The organism is Microbacterium arborescens, assembly GCF_049707515.1.
GTDB classification, from domain to species: domain Bacteria; phylum Actinomycetota; class Actinomycetes; order Actinomycetales; family Microbacteriaceae; genus Microbacterium; species Microbacterium arborescens_B.
In genome coordinates this window covers 55,245-72,507 of record NZ_JBNAFI010000002.1, presented here as the reverse complement: position 1 = coordinate 72,507, position 17,263 = coordinate 55,245, and the positions used below count along the sequence as shown (strand labels likewise).

The 17,263-nt window shown below is 73.1% G+C and carries 17 protein-coding genes; 6 read left to right on the top strand and 11 right to left on the bottom strand.

All coding sequences use genetic code 11. The features are described 5' to 3' along the window. Positions 1-12 precede the first annotated feature (12 nt). Complete coding sequence (gene cydD, locus ACPYN5_RS04310; protein WP_424448240.1) at positions 13-1,746, top strand: thiol reductant ABC exporter subunit CydD; 1,734 nt, start codon at positions 13-15, stop codon at positions 1,744-1,746. Beyond that, positions 1,743-3,404, top strand: coding sequence for a thiol reductant ABC exporter subunit CydC (cydC, locus tag ACPYN5_RS04305; protein ID WP_424447753.1), 1,662 nt, complete (start codon positions 1,743-1,745; stop codon positions 3,402-3,404). The genes cydD and cydC overlap by 4 nt, the downstream gene beginning before the upstream one ends. 116 nt (positions 3,405-3,520) lie before the next feature. Here the strand turns inward: cydC and ACPYN5_RS04300 are convergent, their stop codons facing one another. The 5 genes from ACPYN5_RS04300 to ACPYN5_RS04280 are packed head-to-tail and all read right to left on the bottom strand — an operon-like array spanning position 3,521 to position 7,315. After that, entirely contained in the window at positions 3,521-4,126 is a 606-nt protein-coding gene (locus tag ACPYN5_RS04300; RefSeq protein WP_424447752.1) for a GNAT family N-acetyltransferase, read from the bottom strand. A 59-nt stretch (positions 4,127-4,185) separates the two neighbouring features. Then, on the bottom strand, positions 4,186-5,232 hold the full coding sequence (locus ACPYN5_RS04295) for an ABC transporter ATP-binding protein (protein WP_424447751.1): 1,047 nt from the start codon (positions 5,230-5,232) through the stop codon (positions 4,186-4,188). A gap of 26 nt (positions 5,233-5,258) precedes the next feature. Beyond that, on the bottom strand, positions 5,259-6,065 hold the full coding sequence (locus tag ACPYN5_RS04290; RefSeq protein ID WP_424447750.1) for an ABC transporter permease: 807 nt from the start codon (positions 6,063-6,065) through the stop codon (positions 5,259-5,261). 35 nt (positions 6,066-6,100) lie between these two features. Next, entirely contained in the window at positions 6,101-6,919 is an 819-nt protein-coding gene (gene modA / locus ACPYN5_RS04285; protein ID WP_424447749.1) for a molybdate ABC transporter substrate-binding protein, read from the bottom strand. Positions 6,920-6,922: 3 nt separating this feature from the next. Beyond that, positions 6,923-7,315 (bottom strand): TOBE domain-containing protein, encoded by a 393-nt coding sequence (locus ACPYN5_RS04280; RefSeq protein ID WP_424447748.1) that lies wholly within the window; start codon positions 7,313-7,315, stop codon positions 6,923-6,925. Between the two features lie 118 nt (positions 7,316-7,433). Between ACPYN5_RS04280 and ACPYN5_RS04275 the strand changes: the two genes are divergently transcribed. The 4 genes from ACPYN5_RS04275 to ACPYN5_RS04260 are packed head-to-tail and all read left to right on the top strand — an operon-like array spanning position 7,434 to position 10,498. Continuing rightward, positions 7,434-8,528 (top strand): ThiF family adenylyltransferase, encoded by a 1,095-nt coding sequence (locus ACPYN5_RS04275; RefSeq protein ID WP_424447747.1) that lies wholly within the window; start codon positions 7,434-7,436, stop codon positions 8,526-8,528. Beyond that, positions 8,525-9,781, top strand: coding sequence for a molybdopterin molybdotransferase MoeA (locus ACPYN5_RS04270; RefSeq protein WP_424448239.1), 1,257 nt, complete (start codon positions 8,525-8,527; stop codon positions 9,779-9,781). Before ACPYN5_RS04275 ends, ACPYN5_RS04270 begins: the two co-directional genes overlap by 4 nt. A 4-nt stretch (positions 9,782-9,785) precedes the next feature. Beyond that, on the top strand, positions 9,786-10,265 hold the full coding sequence (gene moaC / locus ACPYN5_RS04265) for a cyclic pyranopterin monophosphate synthase MoaC (RefSeq protein ID WP_424447746.1): 480 nt from the start codon (positions 9,786-9,788) through the stop codon (positions 10,263-10,265). Further along, the gene (locus ACPYN5_RS04260) at positions 10,265-10,498 is read left to right on the top strand and encodes a MoaD/ThiS family protein (RefSeq protein WP_424447745.1); all 234 of its coding nucleotides are present in this window, start codon (positions 10,265-10,267) and stop codon (positions 10,496-10,498) included. The genes moaC and ACPYN5_RS04260 overlap by 1 nt, the downstream gene beginning before the upstream one ends. Before the next feature lie 38 nt (positions 10,499-10,536). On the opposite strand, the gene ACPYN5_RS04255 is transcribed toward ACPYN5_RS04260, so the two are convergent. The 6 genes from ACPYN5_RS04255 to ACPYN5_RS04230 form a co-directional block, all read right to left on the bottom strand. Then, entirely contained in the window at positions 10,537-10,965 is a 429-nt protein-coding gene (locus ACPYN5_RS04255; RefSeq protein ID WP_424447744.1) for a molybdenum cofactor biosynthesis protein MoaE, read from the bottom strand. Further along, entirely contained in the window at positions 10,962-11,441 is a 480-nt protein-coding gene (locus ACPYN5_RS04250) for a MogA/MoaB family molybdenum cofactor biosynthesis protein (RefSeq protein ID WP_424447743.1), read from the bottom strand. The genes ACPYN5_RS04255 and ACPYN5_RS04250 overlap by 4 nt, the downstream gene beginning before the upstream one ends. Then, positions 11,438-13,072, bottom strand: a complete 1,635-nt coding sequence (locus ACPYN5_RS04245; RefSeq protein WP_424447742.1) for an SDR family oxidoreductase — start codon at positions 13,070-13,072, stop codon at positions 11,438-11,440. The genes ACPYN5_RS04250 and ACPYN5_RS04245 overlap by 4 nt, the downstream gene beginning before the upstream one ends. 79 nt (positions 13,073-13,151) lie before the next feature. Then, positions 13,152-15,062 (bottom strand): helicase HerA-like domain-containing protein, encoded by a 1,911-nt coding sequence (locus ACPYN5_RS04240; RefSeq protein WP_424447741.1) that lies wholly within the window; start codon positions 15,060-15,062, stop codon positions 13,152-13,154. A 10-nt stretch (positions 15,063-15,072) separates the two neighbouring features. Continuing rightward, positions 15,073-15,729 carry a phosphatase PAP2 family protein gene (locus tag ACPYN5_RS04235; RefSeq protein ID WP_424447740.1) on the bottom strand — a complete coding sequence of 219 codons (657 nt, stop codon included), beginning with the start codon at positions 15,727-15,729 and terminating at the stop codon, positions 15,073-15,075. 58 nt (positions 15,730-15,787) lie between these two features. Beyond that, a complete protein-coding gene (locus ACPYN5_RS04230) occupies positions 15,788-17,017 on the bottom strand; it encodes a multidrug effflux MFS transporter (RefSeq protein WP_424448238.1) in 1,230 nt (409 codons plus the stop codon). Positions 17,018-17,263: the final 246 nt, after the last annotated feature.

Below are 17,263 nucleotides of genomic sequence, written 5' to 3'. Positions count from 1 at the left end.
CGAAGGGTGAGCATGGACGACCCCGCGGCGCCCGCGCGCTCGAGCGGCCGGCCCGTCGACCCGCGACTGCTGCGGTACGCCCGCACCTCGCGCGTCTTCTTCGTCGCGATCGGGGCGATCGGCCTCGCCCAGACGCTCGTCATCGTGGCGTTCGCGTGGCTGACCACGCAGGCGATCGTGGGCGCGATCGGCGGGATGCCGAGCGCGGAGCTCATGCGCGTCCTGGCCGCCCTCGCCGCCGTCGTCGCGGCGCGTGCCGGGCTGCTGTGGCTGCGCGAGGCGATCTCGGCGCGCGCCGCCGCGCGCGTCCGCAGCGAGCTGCGCACGGGCCTGACGACCGCGATCGGACGCCTCGGGCCGGGGTGGCTGGCCGCCCGCAACTCCGCTCAGCTCGCCGTCACCGCCGGACGCGGCCTCGACGCGCTCGACGCCTACTTCGGCCGGTACCTGCCCCAGCTCGTCCTGACGGTCGTCGCGACCCCGGTGCTCATCGCCGTCATCTGGTGGAACGACGGGATCTCGGGGCTCACCGTGCTTCTCACGATGCCGCTGATCCCCGTGTTCATGGTGCTCATCGGTCTCGCGACCCGCGCCGTCCAGCGGGCGCAGTGGCAGACCCTCCGCCAGCTCGCCGCCCGGTTCGCCGACACCGTGCGCGGCCTGTCGACCCTCACGGTCTTCGGCCGGCAGCACCGGGCGGCGACGTCGATCGAACGGGTGACCGAGACGTACCGCGTCGAGACGATGCGGGTGCTGCGGGTGTCGTTCCTCTCCGGTTTCGCCCTCGAGTTCCTCGCGTCGATCTCGGTCGCCATCGTCGCTGTGTCGATCGGCTTCCGACTCATCGACGGCTCGCTCGGGCTGGCCGTCGGACTGTTCGTGCTGCTGCTCGCCCCCGAGGCCTACCTGCCGCTGCGCCAGGTGGGAGTGCAGTTCCACGCCGCTGCCGAAGGCGTCGCGGCCACCGACGACGTGTTCGAGGTGCTCGACGCGGCGCGTGCGCTTCCGCCGGAGAATGCCGCCGAGCCGGCCGCAACGAGCTCGTCCGCGCCGAACGTGGCGGGCGCGCCGGACGTGGCGGGCAGGCCGGGCACCGGCGGCGTCGTGCGCGCCCGGGAGCTGCGGGTGCGCCGGGGCGACGGGCTGCTCGCACCGGTCTCGTTCACGGCCTCCCCCGGCACGATCACGCTCCTGTCCGGTCCGAGCGGCGCCGGCAAGTCGAGCGTCTTCGCCGCCCTGCGCGGCGTCGCCGACTTCGACGGCGAGCTGACCCTCGACGACGGGCCGCTGCCGCCGGCGGCATCCTGGCTCGCGTGGGCGGGGCAGGATGCCGGTCTGATCGCGGGCACCGTTGCGGACAACGTCGCCCTCGGCGCACCGGCCGCTCTGGTCGGGAGCATCGAGGGCGAGCACGCCGTCATCCGGGCCCTCGCAGCCGCCGGAGCCCCGGGCATCGACCCGGCTCTCGAGCTCGGCGTGCGCGGCTCGGGGCTGTCGGGCGGTCAGGCGCAGCGTGTCGCCGTGGCCCGTGCCCTCTTCCGTCACCGCGTCGGCGGGACCCCGGTCATCGCCCTCGACGAGCCGAGTGCCGCGCTGGATGCCGAGACCGAGGCGGCGCTGTGGCAGAGCCTCCGCCGCCTCGCCGACGACGGCGCGACCGTGCTGCTGATCTCGCACCGCGAGTCGGCCCGCGCGGTCGCCGACGCTCTCGTCGAGGTCAGGCCCCGATCGGAGGTGACGGCATGACGACGACGTCCGAGGTCCTCCGCGGCGCGATGCCCCCGCCTCGGCGGTTCTGGCGCGCGCTCGTGACCGGTTTCGCCACGGAGGCGTCGGCAGTGGCACTCCTGGCGTGCAGTGCATGGCTCATCGTGCGCGCCAGCGAGCAGCCCGCGGTGATGTACGTCATGGCAGCGGTCGTCGGGGTGCGCGCGTTCGCGATCGCGCGCGCCGTCTTCCGCTACCTCGAACGCCTCACCTCGCACGACGCGGCCCTGCGCCAGCTCGCGTCGACGCGCACCGACCTCGTCCGGCGTCTGATCCCCCTCGCTCCCGACGGCCTCGGCCGCATCCGTGGCGGCTCGGCCTTGTCGGCCCTCGTCGACGACGTCGACGATCTGCAGAACCTGCCGCTGCGGGTCGTCGAGCCGCTCGTCGCGTCGGCGACGGTCGCGCTCGCATCGGTCGTCTTAGTCGCGACCTTCTCGTGGCCGGCGGCCCTGACGCTGTTCGGCTGCCTCGCCCTCGCAGCCCTCGCGGCCACCGGATGGGGCTGGGTCGCGGGAGCCCGCGCCGAACGGACCATCGCGCCGCTGCGCGGCCGGCTCGCCGACGCCGTGGCCGATCACCTCGGCAGTCTCGACGTGCTGATCGCCTTCGGCGCCGAGGAGCAGAGCCGCCGACGCATCGAGGCCGCCGACGCGGCGCTCCGCCGCGCCGTCGTGCGGCGCGCGAGTGCGCAGGCCGGCAGCACCGCGATCGTCTCGCTCGCCGCCGGCGCAGCTTCGATCCTCGCGGTGATCGTCACCGCACCGGATGTCACCGCCCTCGGCGGTCCGTGGCTGGCCGTCGCCGTCCTCGTGCCGATGGCGGTGTTCGAGGTGTTCCAGACGGTTCCCCTCGCGGCGGCGTCGTGGCGGCAGGTGCACGCGTCGGCCGAGCGCATCGCCGAGACCGTGCCGAGCGGCATCCCCGCCGGTCTCGTCGAGAGCGCTGTTTCCCCGACGGGGGTGGCTCCCGCGCTCGGCGACGGCCTGCACCTGCGCGGCGTCTCGGTTCGCTGGCCCGGGGCCGAACGCCCCGCGCTCATTGACGTCGACCTCGATGTCCGTCCCGGTGAGCGCCTGCTCGTGGTCGGGTCGAGCGGCGCGGGCAAGTCGACGCTCGCACACGCCCTCGTGAGGTTCCTCGAGGTCGACGGCAGCTACCGCATCGGCGACGCCGATGTCCGGAGCCTCTCGCCCGACGACGTCCGCCTGACGGTGGGCCTGTGCGAACAGCATCCGATGCTCTTCGACGAGGACATCCGTCAGAACCTCCTGTTCGCCCGCGACACCGCGACCGACCCGGAGCTGGAGGCGGTGCTCGAGCGCGTCGGCCTGGGTGAGTGGCTTCGCGAGCGCGGCGGTCTCGACGCCCGCGTCGGCGAGCACGGCGCCCTGGTCTCGGGCGGGCAGGCGCAACGCATCGCCCTCGCTCGTGCGCTCCTCCACGGTTTCCCGGTTCTCGTCCTCGACGAGCCGACGGCGGGCGTCGACCCCGCGGCATCCGACGCGCTGATGCGCGACCTCCTGTCGGCCGTCGACGGCGATCGGGCCGTCGTGCTGATCTCGCACGTCCGGGTGCCGAGCTCGCTCGTCGATCGCACGGTGCGCATCTCGGACGGACGCCTGCTCACCGCCTGAAGCCCCGCCCACACCCCGCCCACACCCCGCGAGGTCCCAGTTCGGCCGGGAAACCTGCCGGCAGACCCGGCCCAAGTGGGACCTCGCACCGACCTCGGTCCGCCGGCGGCCGCTGCTCAGCGCTCGAGATCGATGCCGAACGCCTGTGCGCCGGGCGACGAGGGCAGGCGCTCGAAGCCCAGTCGGTCGTAGAAGGCCAGCGCCCCGGCGTTGGCCGCCGACGCGACCAGGTGCAGACCGCTGACACCCGACGCACGGAGCTGATCCAGCGCCCGGTCGATCAGCCGTCGCCCCCACCCCTGCCCCTGGGCCGCGGGCAGCAGGTCGATGTGCAGGTGCGCCGGATGCCGCTCGGCGAGCGGCTCTCTTCCGGGCCCTCGACCGTATGCGTAGCGCAGTGTCTCCGCCTGCCGCGACGCGTCACCGGGCGACGGCTCGGGCCAGCGGGCGGCGAATCGCGGCCACCACTCGCTGCGGAACCACTCCTCGAACGCGTCGGTGTCGGGCGCCGCGACGACGTAGCCGATCGCGCGGTCTTCCTCGTCCGCGACGACGAACGCGAGGTCCGGATGCCGCTCGGCGTAGGGCAGCGCGAACACCGCACCCCAGATCTCGTCGTCGTCGAAGATGCCGGTGGCATCGGCGCCGTGGTCGGCGGTCCGCAAGCAGATCTCGCTCAGCGCAGCGTCGTCGCTGCGCCGGACGGCACGCAGGTGGGGCATGTCCCCCATCGTGCCATCCCGCGCGCGCCGTTCCGATCGGATGCCGCTGCGGTCGGAGCTCAGCTCCAGGTGATGGCCTCGGCCGGCAACGTCAGACGGACGCGGGCGCCGGGTCGAAGGTCCGCCGCCCGGCCCACCGGGATGTCGACCGCGAGCGCCGGGTCGGCGACGAACACCCGGACTGCTCCGACGATCGGCTCGAGCCGCGTCACACGCGCGTGCCAGACGACACGAGAGCCGCCGGGCGGCTCCGCATCGGAGGGCTCGTGCCCGTCGGCGGCGGCGACCGCGTCGAGCTCGACGTCTGCGGGGCGGAACAGGGCCGCGGATCCGGCTTCGTCTCGAAAACGGGCGACCGCCAGGGCGCCGGCGCGCCACACCACGCCGTCGCCATGACCTTCCACCTCCCCGACGACGCGGTTCACGCCCGCGATGGTCGCCCCGAATGCCGTCGCGGGAGCCCGCAGCACGTCTCGCACCGAACCGCTCTGCGTCACGGTTCCCGCTTCGAGCACGATCAGCCGATCGGCCACCGCAGCGGCATCCAGCGCGTCGTGGCTGACGAGCACGGCAGTCGTTCCGGCAGCCCGCAGCTGCTCGCCGAGCATCGTCCGCAGCGACGCGGCCGTCACGGGGTCGAGGGCGGTGAACGGTTCGTCGAGCAGCACCACGCGGGGGCCGGCCGCGAGGGCCCGGGCGAGGGCGACCCGCTGCTGCTGACCGCCCGAGAGCTCTCGAGGATGCCGGCCGCCGGCCCCGACCAGGCCGACCCGCTCGAGCCATTCGTCGGCGACGACCCGGGCGTGCCGAGCAGGTTCACCTCGCGAGCGCAGACCGAAGGCCACGTTCTCACGCGCCGAGAGGTGCGGGAAGAGGCCCGGGTCCTGCCGCAGCAGCACGATGCCGCGTCGCTGCGGCGCCACCCGGTGCATCGGGTTCGCCACCTCGTCGTCGTCGACGCGGATCGACCCCTCATCCAGCGACACGAGCCCGGCGATCGCCTCCAGCACCGTGGACTTGCCCGCCCCGCTCGGCCCCATGACGGCGACGACCTCACCCGGCTCGGCCACGAGGTCGGCCGCCACGACGAGGTCGCGTCGGCGCACCCGGATCCGTGCGGTGAGCCGCGCGCTCATCGGGCACCGCCCGGTCGCCAGGCGCGCACCAGGAGCAGGGCGGCGATCGCGGTGAGCAGCAGGAGGAGCGAGAGCGCGACGGCGGTGCCCTGCGACACCCCGGCACCGTTGAACGCCGTGTAGATCGCCAGCGGCATGGTCTGCGTGACACCGGGCGCGTTGCCGGCGAACAGCGCCGTCGCCCCGAATTCCCCGAGAGCCCGAGCGAAGCACAGCACCGTCCCCGCGATGAGCCCGGGAGCGGCGAGAGGCAGCGTGACCCGCCACAGGATGCGCCACCGTCCCGCGCCCAGCGCCGCGGCGGTCTGCTCGTAGCCGACGCCAGTGGCCCGCAACGCGCCCTCGAGCGCCAGCACGAGGAAGGGCAGAGCGACGAAGGTCTGCGCGATCACGACGGCGGTCGTGGTGAACGGGATCCGGATGCCGGCCTCGCCGAGCAGCGCGCCCAGCCACGCGTTGCGGCCGAACAGGAACAGCAGGGCGACACCGCCCACCATGGGCGGCAGCACGAGCGGAACCGTCACGACGGCCCGCAGCACCGCCGCGCTCCGGCTGCCCGCCCGGGCGATCGTGAGGGCCAAGGGCACACCGAGCACGAGGCACGCTGCCGTGGCCGCGAGCGCCGTCTGCAGCGACAGCGCGAGCGCCGCGCCGGCCTCGGGCGAGGTGACGTCGGCCCACACCGTCGCGGGATCGACGCGGCCCACGAGCGCGACGAGCGGGATGACGAGCAGCCCGAGTCCCAGGATCGCCGGGACGACGAGGATCCCCGGCAGATACCCGTGATGGGCACGTCGGCTCACGCGGCGGTGGCGGCGCTGCCCGTCTCCACCGCCGTTCACGGTGCCCCGAAGCCGAGGCGCCGCAGCACCGCCTGACCGTCGTCGGAGAGCACGTAGGCGACGAACGCCGCGGCGGCCTCGGGCGATCGCGCGTCGGCGAGGACCGCGATCGGGTAGCGGTTGACGACGCTCTCGGCGCCCGGGGTGTCCACCGTCTCGACGGCGCCCGAGAGGGCGGCGTCCGTGACGTAGACGAGCCCCGCGTCGGCCTCCCCGCTCGCGACCTTCGTCAGCACCGCCGTGACGTTCTGCTCGTAGCTGTCGACGCTCGGGGTGACGCCGGCCTCGCCGAGGAGCATCGCCGAGGCCGCGCCGCAGGGAACGGCGTCGGCGCACAGCACGACGGTGCGGTCCTTGTCGGCGAGGTCGTCGAGGCCGGTGATCGAGCCGGGGTTGCCCGCCGGCACGACGAGGGTGAGTCGGTTGGTCGCGAAGAGGTCCGGCGTCGCGGCGCGCCCCGCGTCGACGACCTTCTGCATGTTCGTCTCGTCGGCCGAGGCGAAGACGTCGGCGGGCGCTCCTTCGATGAGCTGCGTCGCGAGCGTCGACGACCCGTCGTAGCCGATGGGCGAGATCGTCACGGACGGGTGCCGCTGCTCGAACTCCGAGGCGAGCTCGTCGAAGCCCGCCTGCAACGACGCCGCGGCGAACACGGTGACCTCGCCCGAGACGTCGGGGGCTGCGGTGCCGGGGCCGGACTCCGCGACGCGGGGTGCCGCATCAGACCCGATGCCCGGGCCGCCGCCCGCGGCGCATCCGGCCAGGAGGAGCGCGGCACCGGCCAGTGCGGCGATGCCGATTCGTCGTGTGCGCACGGTTCAGTCCTTCGGGGTCTCGACGACGACGGTGGTGGCCTTGACGACGGCGACGGCGAGCGACCCGGGCTCGAGCTCCAGCTCGCGGGCGGCCTCGGCCGACATCAGCGACACGATGCGATGCGGACCCGACTGCACGTCGACCTGTGCCATCACGCCGTCGATCTGCACGCGGGTGACGAGCCCGACGAACCGGTTGCGTGCGCTGGACAGCTGGTCCGAGGGGTCCGCCGCGGCGTTCGCCAGCTCGACGGCGTGGGCTGCGAGCGCGTCGCCGGGAACCCGGGCGGGGCTGCCCTCGGCGACCGGGAGCACTCCGTGGTCGACCCAGCGGCGCACCGTGTCGTCGCTCACGCCGAGCAGACGGGCGGCCTCCGAGATGCGGTACGTCCTCATGCGCCGAAGATACCCGCATCTGCGGCGCCGATGGGCCGCAGGCGCCGCATCCACGGATCCGGGCCGCATCATCGACCGGCTCGCCCACGGGCACCCGCCGTCCGTCTAGCCTGATCCCATGACGCTCCCACCCCTCGTGGCCCCCGCGGGCCCCCTGTCGGATCGCGAGCGCGAGCGCACCGCGAGACACGCCGTCCTCGCCGGCCTCGGGGACGAGGGCCAGCGGCGACTGGCGGCAGCGCACGTCGCGGTCGTCGGCGTGGGCGGTCTCGGCTCACCCGTCGTCCTCGCCCTCGCGGCGGCCGGCATCGGCGAGATCACCGTCATCGACGACGACGTCGTGGAGCACGCCAACCTGCAGCGTCAGATCATCCACCGCGTCGACGACATCGGTGCGCCCAAGGTCGCGTCCGCCGTTCGCGCGGCCGCCGCGCTCTCGCCCGAGACGCGCGTCCACGTGGTCCGCGAGCGGCTGGATGCCGCCAACGCGTCGCGCGTCCTGACCGGGTGCGACCTCGTCATCGACGGCACCGACACCTTCGAGACCCGTACCGACGTCGCGTCGGCCTGCGCCGAGCTCGGAGTGCCGCTCGTCTGGGGGGTCGTCCAGGAGTTCCACGCCCAGGTCACCGTGTTCTGGACCTCGCCCCCGGACGGCGTGCCGGCGATCGGCCTGGACGACCTGTACCCCGCGGGAAGCGCCGGTCAGCTGCCCACCTGCGCCGAGGTGGGCGTGCTCGGTTCGCTGTGCATGACGGTGGGCGGGATGCTCGCGACCGAGGCGATCAAGCTCATCACGGGCGTCGGCGAATCCCTGCTCGGCCGCGTCATCGTCATCGATGCCCTGACCGGAACGCAGCGCGAGGTGCCGCTCCGCGGTGCATCCGGCACGGCAGGCGGTCAGTCCCCCTCCCCCGGCCCTCGCCGGGAACCAGCGCCCGAGATCGACATCGACGCGCTGCGGGCGGCGCAGCGCGCGGGGGCCGTCGTTCTCGATGTGCGCGAGCCCCACGAGACGGCGGCCGGCGCGCTGCCCGGCTCGGTGCTGCTCCCGCTGGGAGAGGTGCTCGCGGATCCCGGGCGCATCGACGCCGAGCGGGTCGTGGTCGTCTGCGCCCACGGCATCCGCGCCCGTCGTGCGGCCGAAGTCCTCCGCGGACGCGGCGTCGAGGCCTCGGTGCTGGCGGGCGGCCTGGCGGAGTGGCAGCTGTGAGCGCCGACGGCGGGCTGCGCTCGGTCGAGGACCAGCTGGACGACGTCCTCGCTGCCGTGCGGCCGCTCCCGGCCCGTACGGTCGACCTGGCCGGTGCCGCCGGCCTCACGCTCCGCGAGGCGGCGGTCGCGCGCGGCGGCATCCCCGACTTCGACAATTCGGCCATGGACGGCTTCGCCGTCAGGTTCAGCGACGTCGCGGACGCCTCACCCCAGCATCCGATCGATCTCACCGTCGTGGCGGATCTGCCGGCGGGCAGCCCCGACGATCCCCGGCTCCGCCCTGGCGAGACGGCACGGATCATGACGGGCGCGCCGGTGCCGGCCGATGCCGACACCATCGTGCCGTTCGAGGACACCGTCGGGGGCCTCGACGACTCTCTCACGACCGCGCGCGTCGTCGCCGCGCCGGCTCGCTCGGGCGTCTACGTGCGGCGCGCGCACGACGACATCCGCCCCGGCGACACCGTGCTCGATGCCGGCGTCCGTCTGGGCCCGCGGCAGCTCGCGGCCCTCGCGGCGGCCGACATCGCCCGGGTCACCGTGTCGGAGCAGCCCCGCGTCGTCGTGATCTCGACCGGGAGCGAGCTCGTCGAGCCCGGACTCCCCCGGTCCCGCGGACAGATCCCCGAGTCCAACGGCCTGCTGCTCGAGTCGCTCGCCCGCGAGACGGGAGCCGTCGTCGTCCGCCGGGTGCGAGTGGACGACGGGGGCGCAGATTTCCGGCGGATCATCGACGAGACGACGACGGGAGACGGGCGAGCGGATGTCGTCGTCACCTCGGGCGGCGTCAGCGCCGGAGCGTACGAGGTGGTCAAGACCGAACTCGGCGACGCCTTGCGGTTCTCCCGCGTGCAGATGCAGCCCGGCAAACCACAGGCCTTCGGCGTGCTTCCCTCGGGGACGCTCGTGTTCGGCCTGCCCGGGAATCCGGTCAGCGCGGCCGTCTCGTTCGAGGTCTTCGTGCGCCCCGCCCTTCTCGCTCTGCAGGGCCGCGCCGACCTGCGACGCCCCGCTCTGCTGCTCCCGGCGGCCGAGGCCTGGCGGACGCCGCCGGGCCGGCGACAGTACCTGCCGGCGACCATCGATCGCAGCGACCCCGCGCAGTGGCGGGTGCGTCCGGCCGCAGCCGGCGGCTCGGGCTCGCACCTGGCGGGCACCCTCGCCCGGGCGGAGGCCTACGCCATCGTGCCGGCCGAGACCGCGACCGTCGGGCCCGGCGACCTCGTCGAGGTCCTCCTGCTGGAAGGATGAAGGCATGAGCTTCACCCATCTCGACGATGCCGGTCACGCACGCATGGTCGACGTCACCGCGAAGCAGCCCACCGTCCGCGCGGCGACGGCACGCGGACTCGTCCGCTGCGGGGCCGAGGTCGTCTCGGCCCTGCGCGACGGCACCGTCCCGAAGGGCGACGTCCTCGCGGTCGCCCGCATCGCCGGCATCCAAGCGGCCAAACGCACTCCGGAGCTTCTGCCCCTGGCCCACGTGATCGGCGTGCACGGGGTCGTCGTCGACCTCGAGATCACCGACGACGGTGTCGAGATCGAGGCGACCGCCCGCACGGCCGATCGCACCGGGGTCGAGATGGAAGCGCTCACCTCGGTCGCCGTCGCAGCCCTCGCCGTCGTCGACATGGTGAAGGGACTCGACAAGTCGACATCGATCGAGAACGTCCGCATCACCGCGAAGTCCGGCGGTCGCAGCGGCGACTGGCGACGCCCCGCCGAGGACGCCTGATGGCCCGCGTCCGGTACTTCGCGGCCGCGGCCGAGCGCGCCGGCACCGACGAGGAGCAGCGGTTCGAGACCACGCTCGGCGAGCTGCGCGACGCGCTCGCGCGCGAGCGTCCCGGGCTCGCGGCGATCCTCGCGCAATGCGCGGTGCTCGTCGACGGCTCGCGGGCTCCCGACACCGCCGCGATCGACGGCGACATCACCGTCGACGTGCTCCCGCCCTTCGCCGGCGGCTGATCCCGCGCCGCCCCGATCGGCGGACCGGTCAGGTCCGGTCAGCCGCCGATGCCTTTCCACGCGGTCGTACCGTCCACCTCGACCTGCTGCTTCCAGATGGGCAGTTCGCGCTTGATCGCCTCGATCAGCTCGCGGCAGACCTCGAAGGCGTCCGCCCGATGCGCCGTGCCGACCGCGATGACGACGGCGGCGTCACCCACGGCGAGGTCGCCGATACGGTGACTGACCGCGACCTGGCCATCCCGTCCAGCCAGCGCCGCCTCGGCGATCGACCGCAGCGTCGCCTCGGCGTCGGGGTGGGCTTCGTAGTGCAGTGCCGTGACGGCCGCGGCGGCATCCGGGTCGTGGTCGCGGACGGTGCCGACGAAGCTCGTCACCGCGCCCACCGCCGTCGACTCGACCGCCGCCAGGTGGTGCGCGACGTCGAGGGGTTCGGCGGTGATGCGCGCGATGCGGATGCCGCTCATCGGTGGTCGTGCCCGTCCAGCTGGGCGACGACGTGTCCGGCGACTCCCGTCACGACCTCGATGCCGGATGCCACCGCGCGCGGCGAACCCGGCAGGTTCACGATCAGGGTCCGGCCCGCGACACCCGCGCGCCCCCGTGACAGGACGGCCGTCGGCGTCTCGGCGACTCCTCGACGGCGCAGCTCTTCGGCGATCCCGGGCAGCTCGCGCTCGATGACCTCGCCGGTGCCCTCGGGAGTCTCGTCACGGGGCGACACCCCGGTGCCGCCCGTCGTGACGATCAGCCGTGCCCCGGCGGCGATCGCCGCGCGCAGGGCGTCGGCCACCGAGGATGCGCCGTCGGCGACGATCGTGGCGTCGGGGCAGTCCCAGTCCGCTGCGCGCAGGGCCTCGACGGCGAGGGGACCGGCCGTGTCCGGGCGTTCGCCGCGCGCGGATCTGTCGGAGACGGTGATGACGGCGGCGGAGCTGCTCATGCCCCCACCTTAGGATCCTCCGGCGCCGTCGGGGCTGCCTCATCGGCCGCCGTCGAGCCCGGGTCGTCGGCGTGCGTGTTCTCGACGGCGATCCGCCCCTCGTCGACCTTCCCCTCGGCCATCTCGGTGATCCGCGTCGCCATCGCCGTGAAGATCAGACCGTGGAACGGCAGCACGCCGAGCCAGTACAGCCGCCCGGCCAGCCCGCGGGGGAAGAAGATCGCGCGCTGCTCGTAGCGCGCGCCGTCTTCGCGGGGCGCGACCTTGAGCTCGAGCCAGGCCTCGCCGGGCACCCGCATCTCCGCCCGGAGCCGGAGCAGACGCCCCTCCTCGACCGCCTCCACGCGCCAGAAGTCGATCGCGTCGCCGACGCGCACCTTGCCTCGGCTGCGGCGCCCGCGCGCGAGACCGATGCCGCCGACGAGACGGTCCATCCAGCCGCGGATCTCCCACAGTGCACGGGCCGAGTACCAGCCGTTCGTGCCGCCGATGCCGGCGATGACCTCCCACAGCCGCTCGGGCGACGCGCTCGTGTCGGACGATCGTTCGTCGGTGAACACGGTGCGTCCGGCCCACTCGGGATCGCTCGGCAGCGGGTCGCTCGGAGCCCCGAGCACGTCGGCGTCCTGCCAGCTGGTCTCGACCTCGTCGGCATCCATCCGACCGAGCGCGAGCCCCACGCTCGTGCGGTACGACGTCAGTCCGCCCTCGGGCTGCGGGATGATCTCGTCGATGTCGTGGTCGTCCATGACGCATTCGTTCTGGAGCGATGCGATGAGGGGGCGGGCGATCGCCCGCGGAACCGGCGTGACGAGGTTGACCCAGTGCGAGGCGAGCCCCGGCGTCAGCACCGGCAGTGCGGCGATCGCCCGCTGTCGCAGCCCCGCCTCGAGGGCGTACCCGTTCATCATCTGCCCGTAGCGCAGCACGTCCGGTCCGCCGATGTCGACGGCCCGGTTCAGCTCGGGGTCGACCCGCGCGGCGCCCAGCAGGTAGTGCAGCACATCGCGGACGGCGATCGGCTGGATGCGGTTGCGCACCCACTTCGGCGCGGGCATGTACGGCAGGACGTCGGTGAGGTGGCGCACCATCTCGAACGATGCCGACCCCGACCCGATGACGACGCCGGCCTGGAGCACGAGCGTCGGCACCCCCGACTCGAGCAGGATCTCGCCGACCTGCACGCGCGAGCGCAGGTGCGGCGACAGGTCCGCATCCGAGGGGTGGAGGCCCCCGAGGTAGACGATGCGCGTCACGGATGCCGCCGCTGCCGCGGTCGCCACCGTGCGGGCCGCTCGCTCGTCGGCCTCCTCGAACCCGGCACCGGCGCCCATCGAGTGGATGAGGTAGTAGACGACGTCGACATCGCGCACGGCCTCGGCGACGGCATCCGCGTCGTCGGCGGAGCCGCCCACCACCTCGACCGCATCGCCCCATGGGAAGCTCGCGACGCGCTCGGGCGTGCGGGCCAGCACGCGGACGCGGTACCCGGCGGTGACCAGACGCGGCACGAGGCGCCCGCCGATGTATCCCGTGGCACCGAGGACGAGTGCGCGCGGCGCTGCCCCGTCCGCTCGGGGCTGGGCGCGCAGCTCGGGCTCGTTTCCGGTGGGTGCGGTCAACTCGGTCATGCTCAGACGGTAAGCGTCGATACGACCCGACCGACACGACTTGACAGGCGCGATCCGGCGCCCGCCCGAGCGCGACGAATCAGCGTCGGCCGGTGCCGAAGATGCCCCGGATGACGCCGGTGAGCACCTCTTGGGCCGCGCGCGACCCGAGGATCTGCTCCGCCGGCGTCGTGCGCCGCCTGCGCGTATTGGGAGTCATGCTCCGCAGCATCCGGTCGTACTCGCGCCGTTCCTTCGTTTCGTCGGCCGCCGCCTGCTTGCGGATGGCGGCGAGCTGCTTCGCGTAGGCGGCATCGGCCTTCGCCCGCAGCTTCGCGGCGTCCTGTTCGGCCTTCCGACGTGCGTCTTCGGCCTCCGCGGCATCCAACGCCGCCTGCGCGGCGTTCATCCGGGCGGTGAGGATCTCGCGAGCGGATTCGCGGTCGATCGGCTCGGCGTAGCGCGAGCGGATCTCGGATGCCGACAGCCGTGCATCGATGTCGGCCGTCGCGGCGGGGGCCATCGAGGCCTGCGGAGCCCGGAGGCGCGTCCACGCCACGGGGGTCGGAGCCCCCTTCTCGTTCATGACGGTGACGACGGCCTCTCCGGTCCCCATCTCCTGCAGCACCCGCTCGAGGTCGTACCCCGACCGGGGGTAGGTGCCGACGCTCGCGCGGAGCGCCTTGGCGTCGTCCGGGGTGAAGGCGCGCAGGGCGTGCTGCACGCGCGACCCGAGCTGGGCCAGGACATCCGCCGGTACGTCCTTCGGCGTCTGCGTGATGAAGAAGACCCCGACGCCCTTCGACCGGATGAGCCGGACGGTCTGGACGACCGCCGTGAGGAAATCCTTCGACGCGTCGCGGAACAGCAGGTGGGCCTCGTCGAAGAAGAAGACCAACTCGGGCTTGTCGGCATCGCCTACTTCGGGCAGCACCTCGAACAGCTCCGCCAGCAGGTACATGAGGAAGGTCGAGTAGAGCACCGGGCGGTCTGCGACGCCGGGCACCTCGAGCAGGCTCACGACTCCTTCGCCCGACGCGGAGGTGCGCATCAGATCGCGGACATCGAACTCGGGTTCGCCGAAGAAGACGTCGGCCCCGGCATCGGCGAAGGTGATGAGCTCGCGGAGGATGACGCCGACCGTCGCCTTCGACAGCCCGCCGAGCTCCGCGAGCTCCGCTTTGCCGTCCTCGCTCGTGAGGTAGGTCAGCACAGCCCGCAGGTCGGTGAGGTCGACGAGGGCGAGCCCGTTGCTGTCGGCATAGTGGAAGACGAGGCCGAGGCTCGATTCCTGCGTCGCGTTGAGTCCGAGCACCCGGCTGAGCAGCAGCGGCCCGAAGCCGGAGACGGTCGCCCGCACCGGCGTGCCGACCCCGCGTCCGCCGAGGGCGAGGAACTCGGTCGCGAAGGACCGCGGCCTCCAGTCCTGGCCGATGGCGTTCGTTCGTTCGAGGAGCTTGTCGCTCGCCTCCCCCGGCGTCGCCAGGCCCGACAGGTCGCCCTTGATGTCGGCGGCGAACACCGGCACGCCGTGGGCGGCGAGCTGCTCGACGAGCACCTGGAGGGTGCGCGTCTTGCCCGTGCCGGTCGCTCCCGCCACCAGGCCGTGACGGTTGGTCATCGCCAGCGGGATCCGCACCGGCACGGACGGCACCGGCTCGCCGTTCAGAAGCGCACCGAGCTCGAGGACCGGTCCGTCGAACGCGTAGCCCCGTTCGACGGCGTCCACCCCCGCGGCATCCAAGGGACCCGCCGCAGGCAGGCCCGGATCGGGGGTGGGCGCAGCCAGCGCGGTCGCAGCAGGGCCCGACGCCGAGACGGGCGCGGTGTCCTCGGACCCTCCGGATGACGCGCGCGCAGCAGCCGCTTCCGCGGCGGCCAACGCGGCGCGAGCTCGAGCGGCCACGAGCGCCGCCTCCGCGGCATCCGCCTCGGCCCGCAGCCGCGCGAGCTCCGCTGCGGCCACCGCTGCGTCGGAAGGAACGGCCTGATTCTCGGGCGAGGCGCTCATGCCGGCGAGCCTAGCGTCGCTGCCGCACGGCTTTCCGCTCGCGCTCGAGCTGCTCGGTGAACATGGCCGCCACGACGAGGGCGACGCCCGCGCCGAGCAGCATGCCCCCCACGGTGTCGGACAGCCAGTGCGCATGCACGACCGTCCGGCTCAGTGCCATGAGCAGAGTCCAGGCGATACCCACGAGGACGACCCACAGCCGCGGAAAGAGGATGACGGCGACCACGGCGATCGTGGCGGCATTGGCGGTATGCCCGGAGGGGTAGGAGCCGGCGTCGGTGGTGACGAGGATGTCTTCGGGTCTCGACCGATCGACGAGGTTCTTGATCAGCTGGACGATCAGGGCGCTGAGGGCGGACGCGACGAGGAAGTACCCGGCAGCCCAGGGTCGTCGCAGCAGGACCAGCGCGAGCGCCATCGCGACGGGTATCGCGAACACGCCCACCCAGGTACCGCCGATCCGGTTCATCACCAGCCCGAACACGAGCCCGACCGGGCCGGGGTCGGCCGCCAGGGTCTCGTTCCACCACCGGTCGATCGCGAAGGGCTGGCCGAGCTGCGAGAACAGCCACCAGCCGAGCAGCGCCCCCACGACGATCAGGACGACGCCGATGACGGCGCGGCGGGGCCAGAGTCTGCGGGGATCGGTCGGCGGGGCGGCATCCATCGGTCCATTCTGTCGATACCGACCGATCCCGCCCCAGCCCTTGCGCCGGGCGCCCGGATCAGGGAGAGAGCTGCGGAACGCTCCGCGGCCGCACCACGAGCCACAGCGACAGCACCGCGATCACGGCGCACCCCGCCATGACCGAGGCCATGGTCGTGGCCGTGATGCCCGAGTCGCCCGAGATCCACGCGGCGAGCGGCGAGATGAACCCGGCGACGCCGAAGTTCACGGCACCGATGAGGGATGCCGCCGTGCCGGCCGCCCGTCCGTGGCGATCGAGCGCGAGCACCTGGACGCAGGGGAAGGTGAATCCGCACGCGGTGATGAAGAAGAACAGCGGCACGACCGTTCCCCACAGTCCGAGGCCCAGCTGGTCGGTGACGATGATGGCGGCACCGGCGACGACGAGCACGGCGGTCGAGACGGCCATGACCCACTGCGGACCGTATCGGGCCGCGAGCCGCGACGCCGTCTGCACACCCAGCACGACACCGAGCGAGTTGACGGCGAAGAGCACGCCGTACTGCTGGGGATCGAAGCCGTAGGTCTGCTGGAAGAGGAACGATGACGACGACAGGTACGAGAACAGTCCGCTGAAGGTCATCCCGCCGATGATCAGCACGCCGATGAAGATGCGATCGCTCAGCACGCTGCGGTAGCGCTGCCACACGGTCGCCGATCCGCTGTCGCGACGCCGCGCTTTGGGGAGCGTCTCGGGCACGAGGAACAGCGAGGCGATGAGCATGACCGCGCCGTAGGCGGCGAGCACGACGAAGATCCCGCGCCAGGGCATGACCGTGAGCAGGCCCGAACCGACGAGCGGGGCGGCGACGGGGGCGACTCCTGAGACGAGGGCGAGACGGCTGAGCATGACGACGAGCCGGCGACCGCCGAACAGGTCGCGGACGATGGCCATCGCGACGACACCGCCCGCGGCGGCGCCGATGCCCATGAAGACCCGGGCGGCGCTCAGGAGCTCGAGCGTGGGGGCGATCGCGGCGGCTGTGCTCGAGAGCACGTGCAGCGCCGTCACGCACAGGAGCGGAACCCGGCGGCCGAGCTTGTCGCTCAGCGGCCCGACGACGAGCTGGCCGAGGGCGAAGCCGACCATCGTGCCGGTCAGCGTCAGCTGGATCGCCGCGGCCGTCGTCTGGAAATCGGCCTCGAGCGCGGGGAACGCGGGGAGGTAGAGATCGATGGTGAAGGGTCCGAGCGCCGTCAGAGCGCCCAGCAAGATGATGTAGATCACCCGACGCGACGTCGGGATCGCGTCACCGGGGTGCAGCATGATCGGCGCGGTGGCCGGGTTCGAACCCAGCGTGCGGATGGCGCCGGTGGCGGAGGAGGAAGGATGGGAGGAGGTTTCGGGCACGTCTTCTTCGTTTCGTGGCAGCAGCGTTATGAGCGACCTGCAATCGTATCCCGGTACCGGTTCATCGATGTACGCGCTTCTCAGCCGATTCACCATTCATCCGCATAGGCTGGCCCTGCGCCGCATGCGTGCCCGACCCCCCTTGCCCCCGAACCGAGGTCA

Excerpts from the sequence above, each read along its gene's own strand:
- ACPYN5_RS04280 (WP_424447748.1), bottom strand. The coding sequence starts at position 7,315 with ATGAGGACGTACCGCATCTCGGAGGCCGCCCGTCTGCTCGGCGTGAGC.
- ACPYN5_RS04230 (WP_424448238.1), bottom strand. The coding sequence starts at position 17,017 with ATGCTGCACCCCGGTGACGCGATCCCGACGTCGCGTCGGGTGATCTAC.
- ACPYN5_RS04255 (WP_424447744.1), bottom strand. The coding sequence starts at position 10,965 with ATGAGCGGCATCCGCATCGCGCGCATCACCGCCGAACCCCTCGACGTC.
- ACPYN5_RS04250 (WP_424447743.1), bottom strand. The coding sequence starts at position 11,441 with ATGAGCAGCTCCGCCGCCGTCATCACCGTCTCCGACAGATCCGCGCGC.
- ACPYN5_RS04240 (WP_424447741.1), bottom strand. The coding sequence starts at position 15,062 with ATGAGCGCCTCGCCCGAGAATCAGGCCGTTCCTTCCGACGCAGCGGTG.
- cydC (WP_424447753.1), top strand. The coding sequence starts at position 1,743 with ATGACGACGACGTCCGAGGTCCTCCGCGGCGCGATGCCCCCGCCTCGG.
- moaC (WP_424447746.1), top strand. The coding sequence starts at position 9,786 with ATGAGCTTCACCCATCTCGACGATGCCGGTCACGCACGCATGGTCGAC.
- ACPYN5_RS04235 (WP_424447740.1), bottom strand. The coding sequence starts at position 15,729 with ATGGATGCCGCCCCGCCGACCGATCCCCGCAGACTCTGGCCCCGCCGC.
- ACPYN5_RS04260 (WP_424447745.1), top strand. The coding sequence starts at position 10,265 with ATGGCCCGCGTCCGGTACTTCGCGGCCGCGGCCGAGCGCGCCGGCACC.
- ACPYN5_RS04300 (WP_424447752.1), bottom strand. The coding sequence starts at position 4,126 with ATGCCCCACCTGCGTGCCGTCCGGCGCAGCGACGACGCTGCGCTGAGC.
- cydD (WP_424448240.1), top strand. The coding sequence starts at position 13 with ATGGACGACCCCGCGGCGCCCGCGCGCTCGAGCGGCCGGCCCGTCGAC.
- ACPYN5_RS04245 (WP_424447742.1), bottom strand. The coding sequence starts at position 13,072 with ATGACCGAGTTGACCGCACCCACCGGAAACGAGCCCGAGCTGCGCGCC.
- ACPYN5_RS04275 (WP_424447747.1), top strand. The coding sequence starts at position 7,434 with ATGACGCTCCCACCCCTCGTGGCCCCCGCGGGCCCCCTGTCGGATCGC.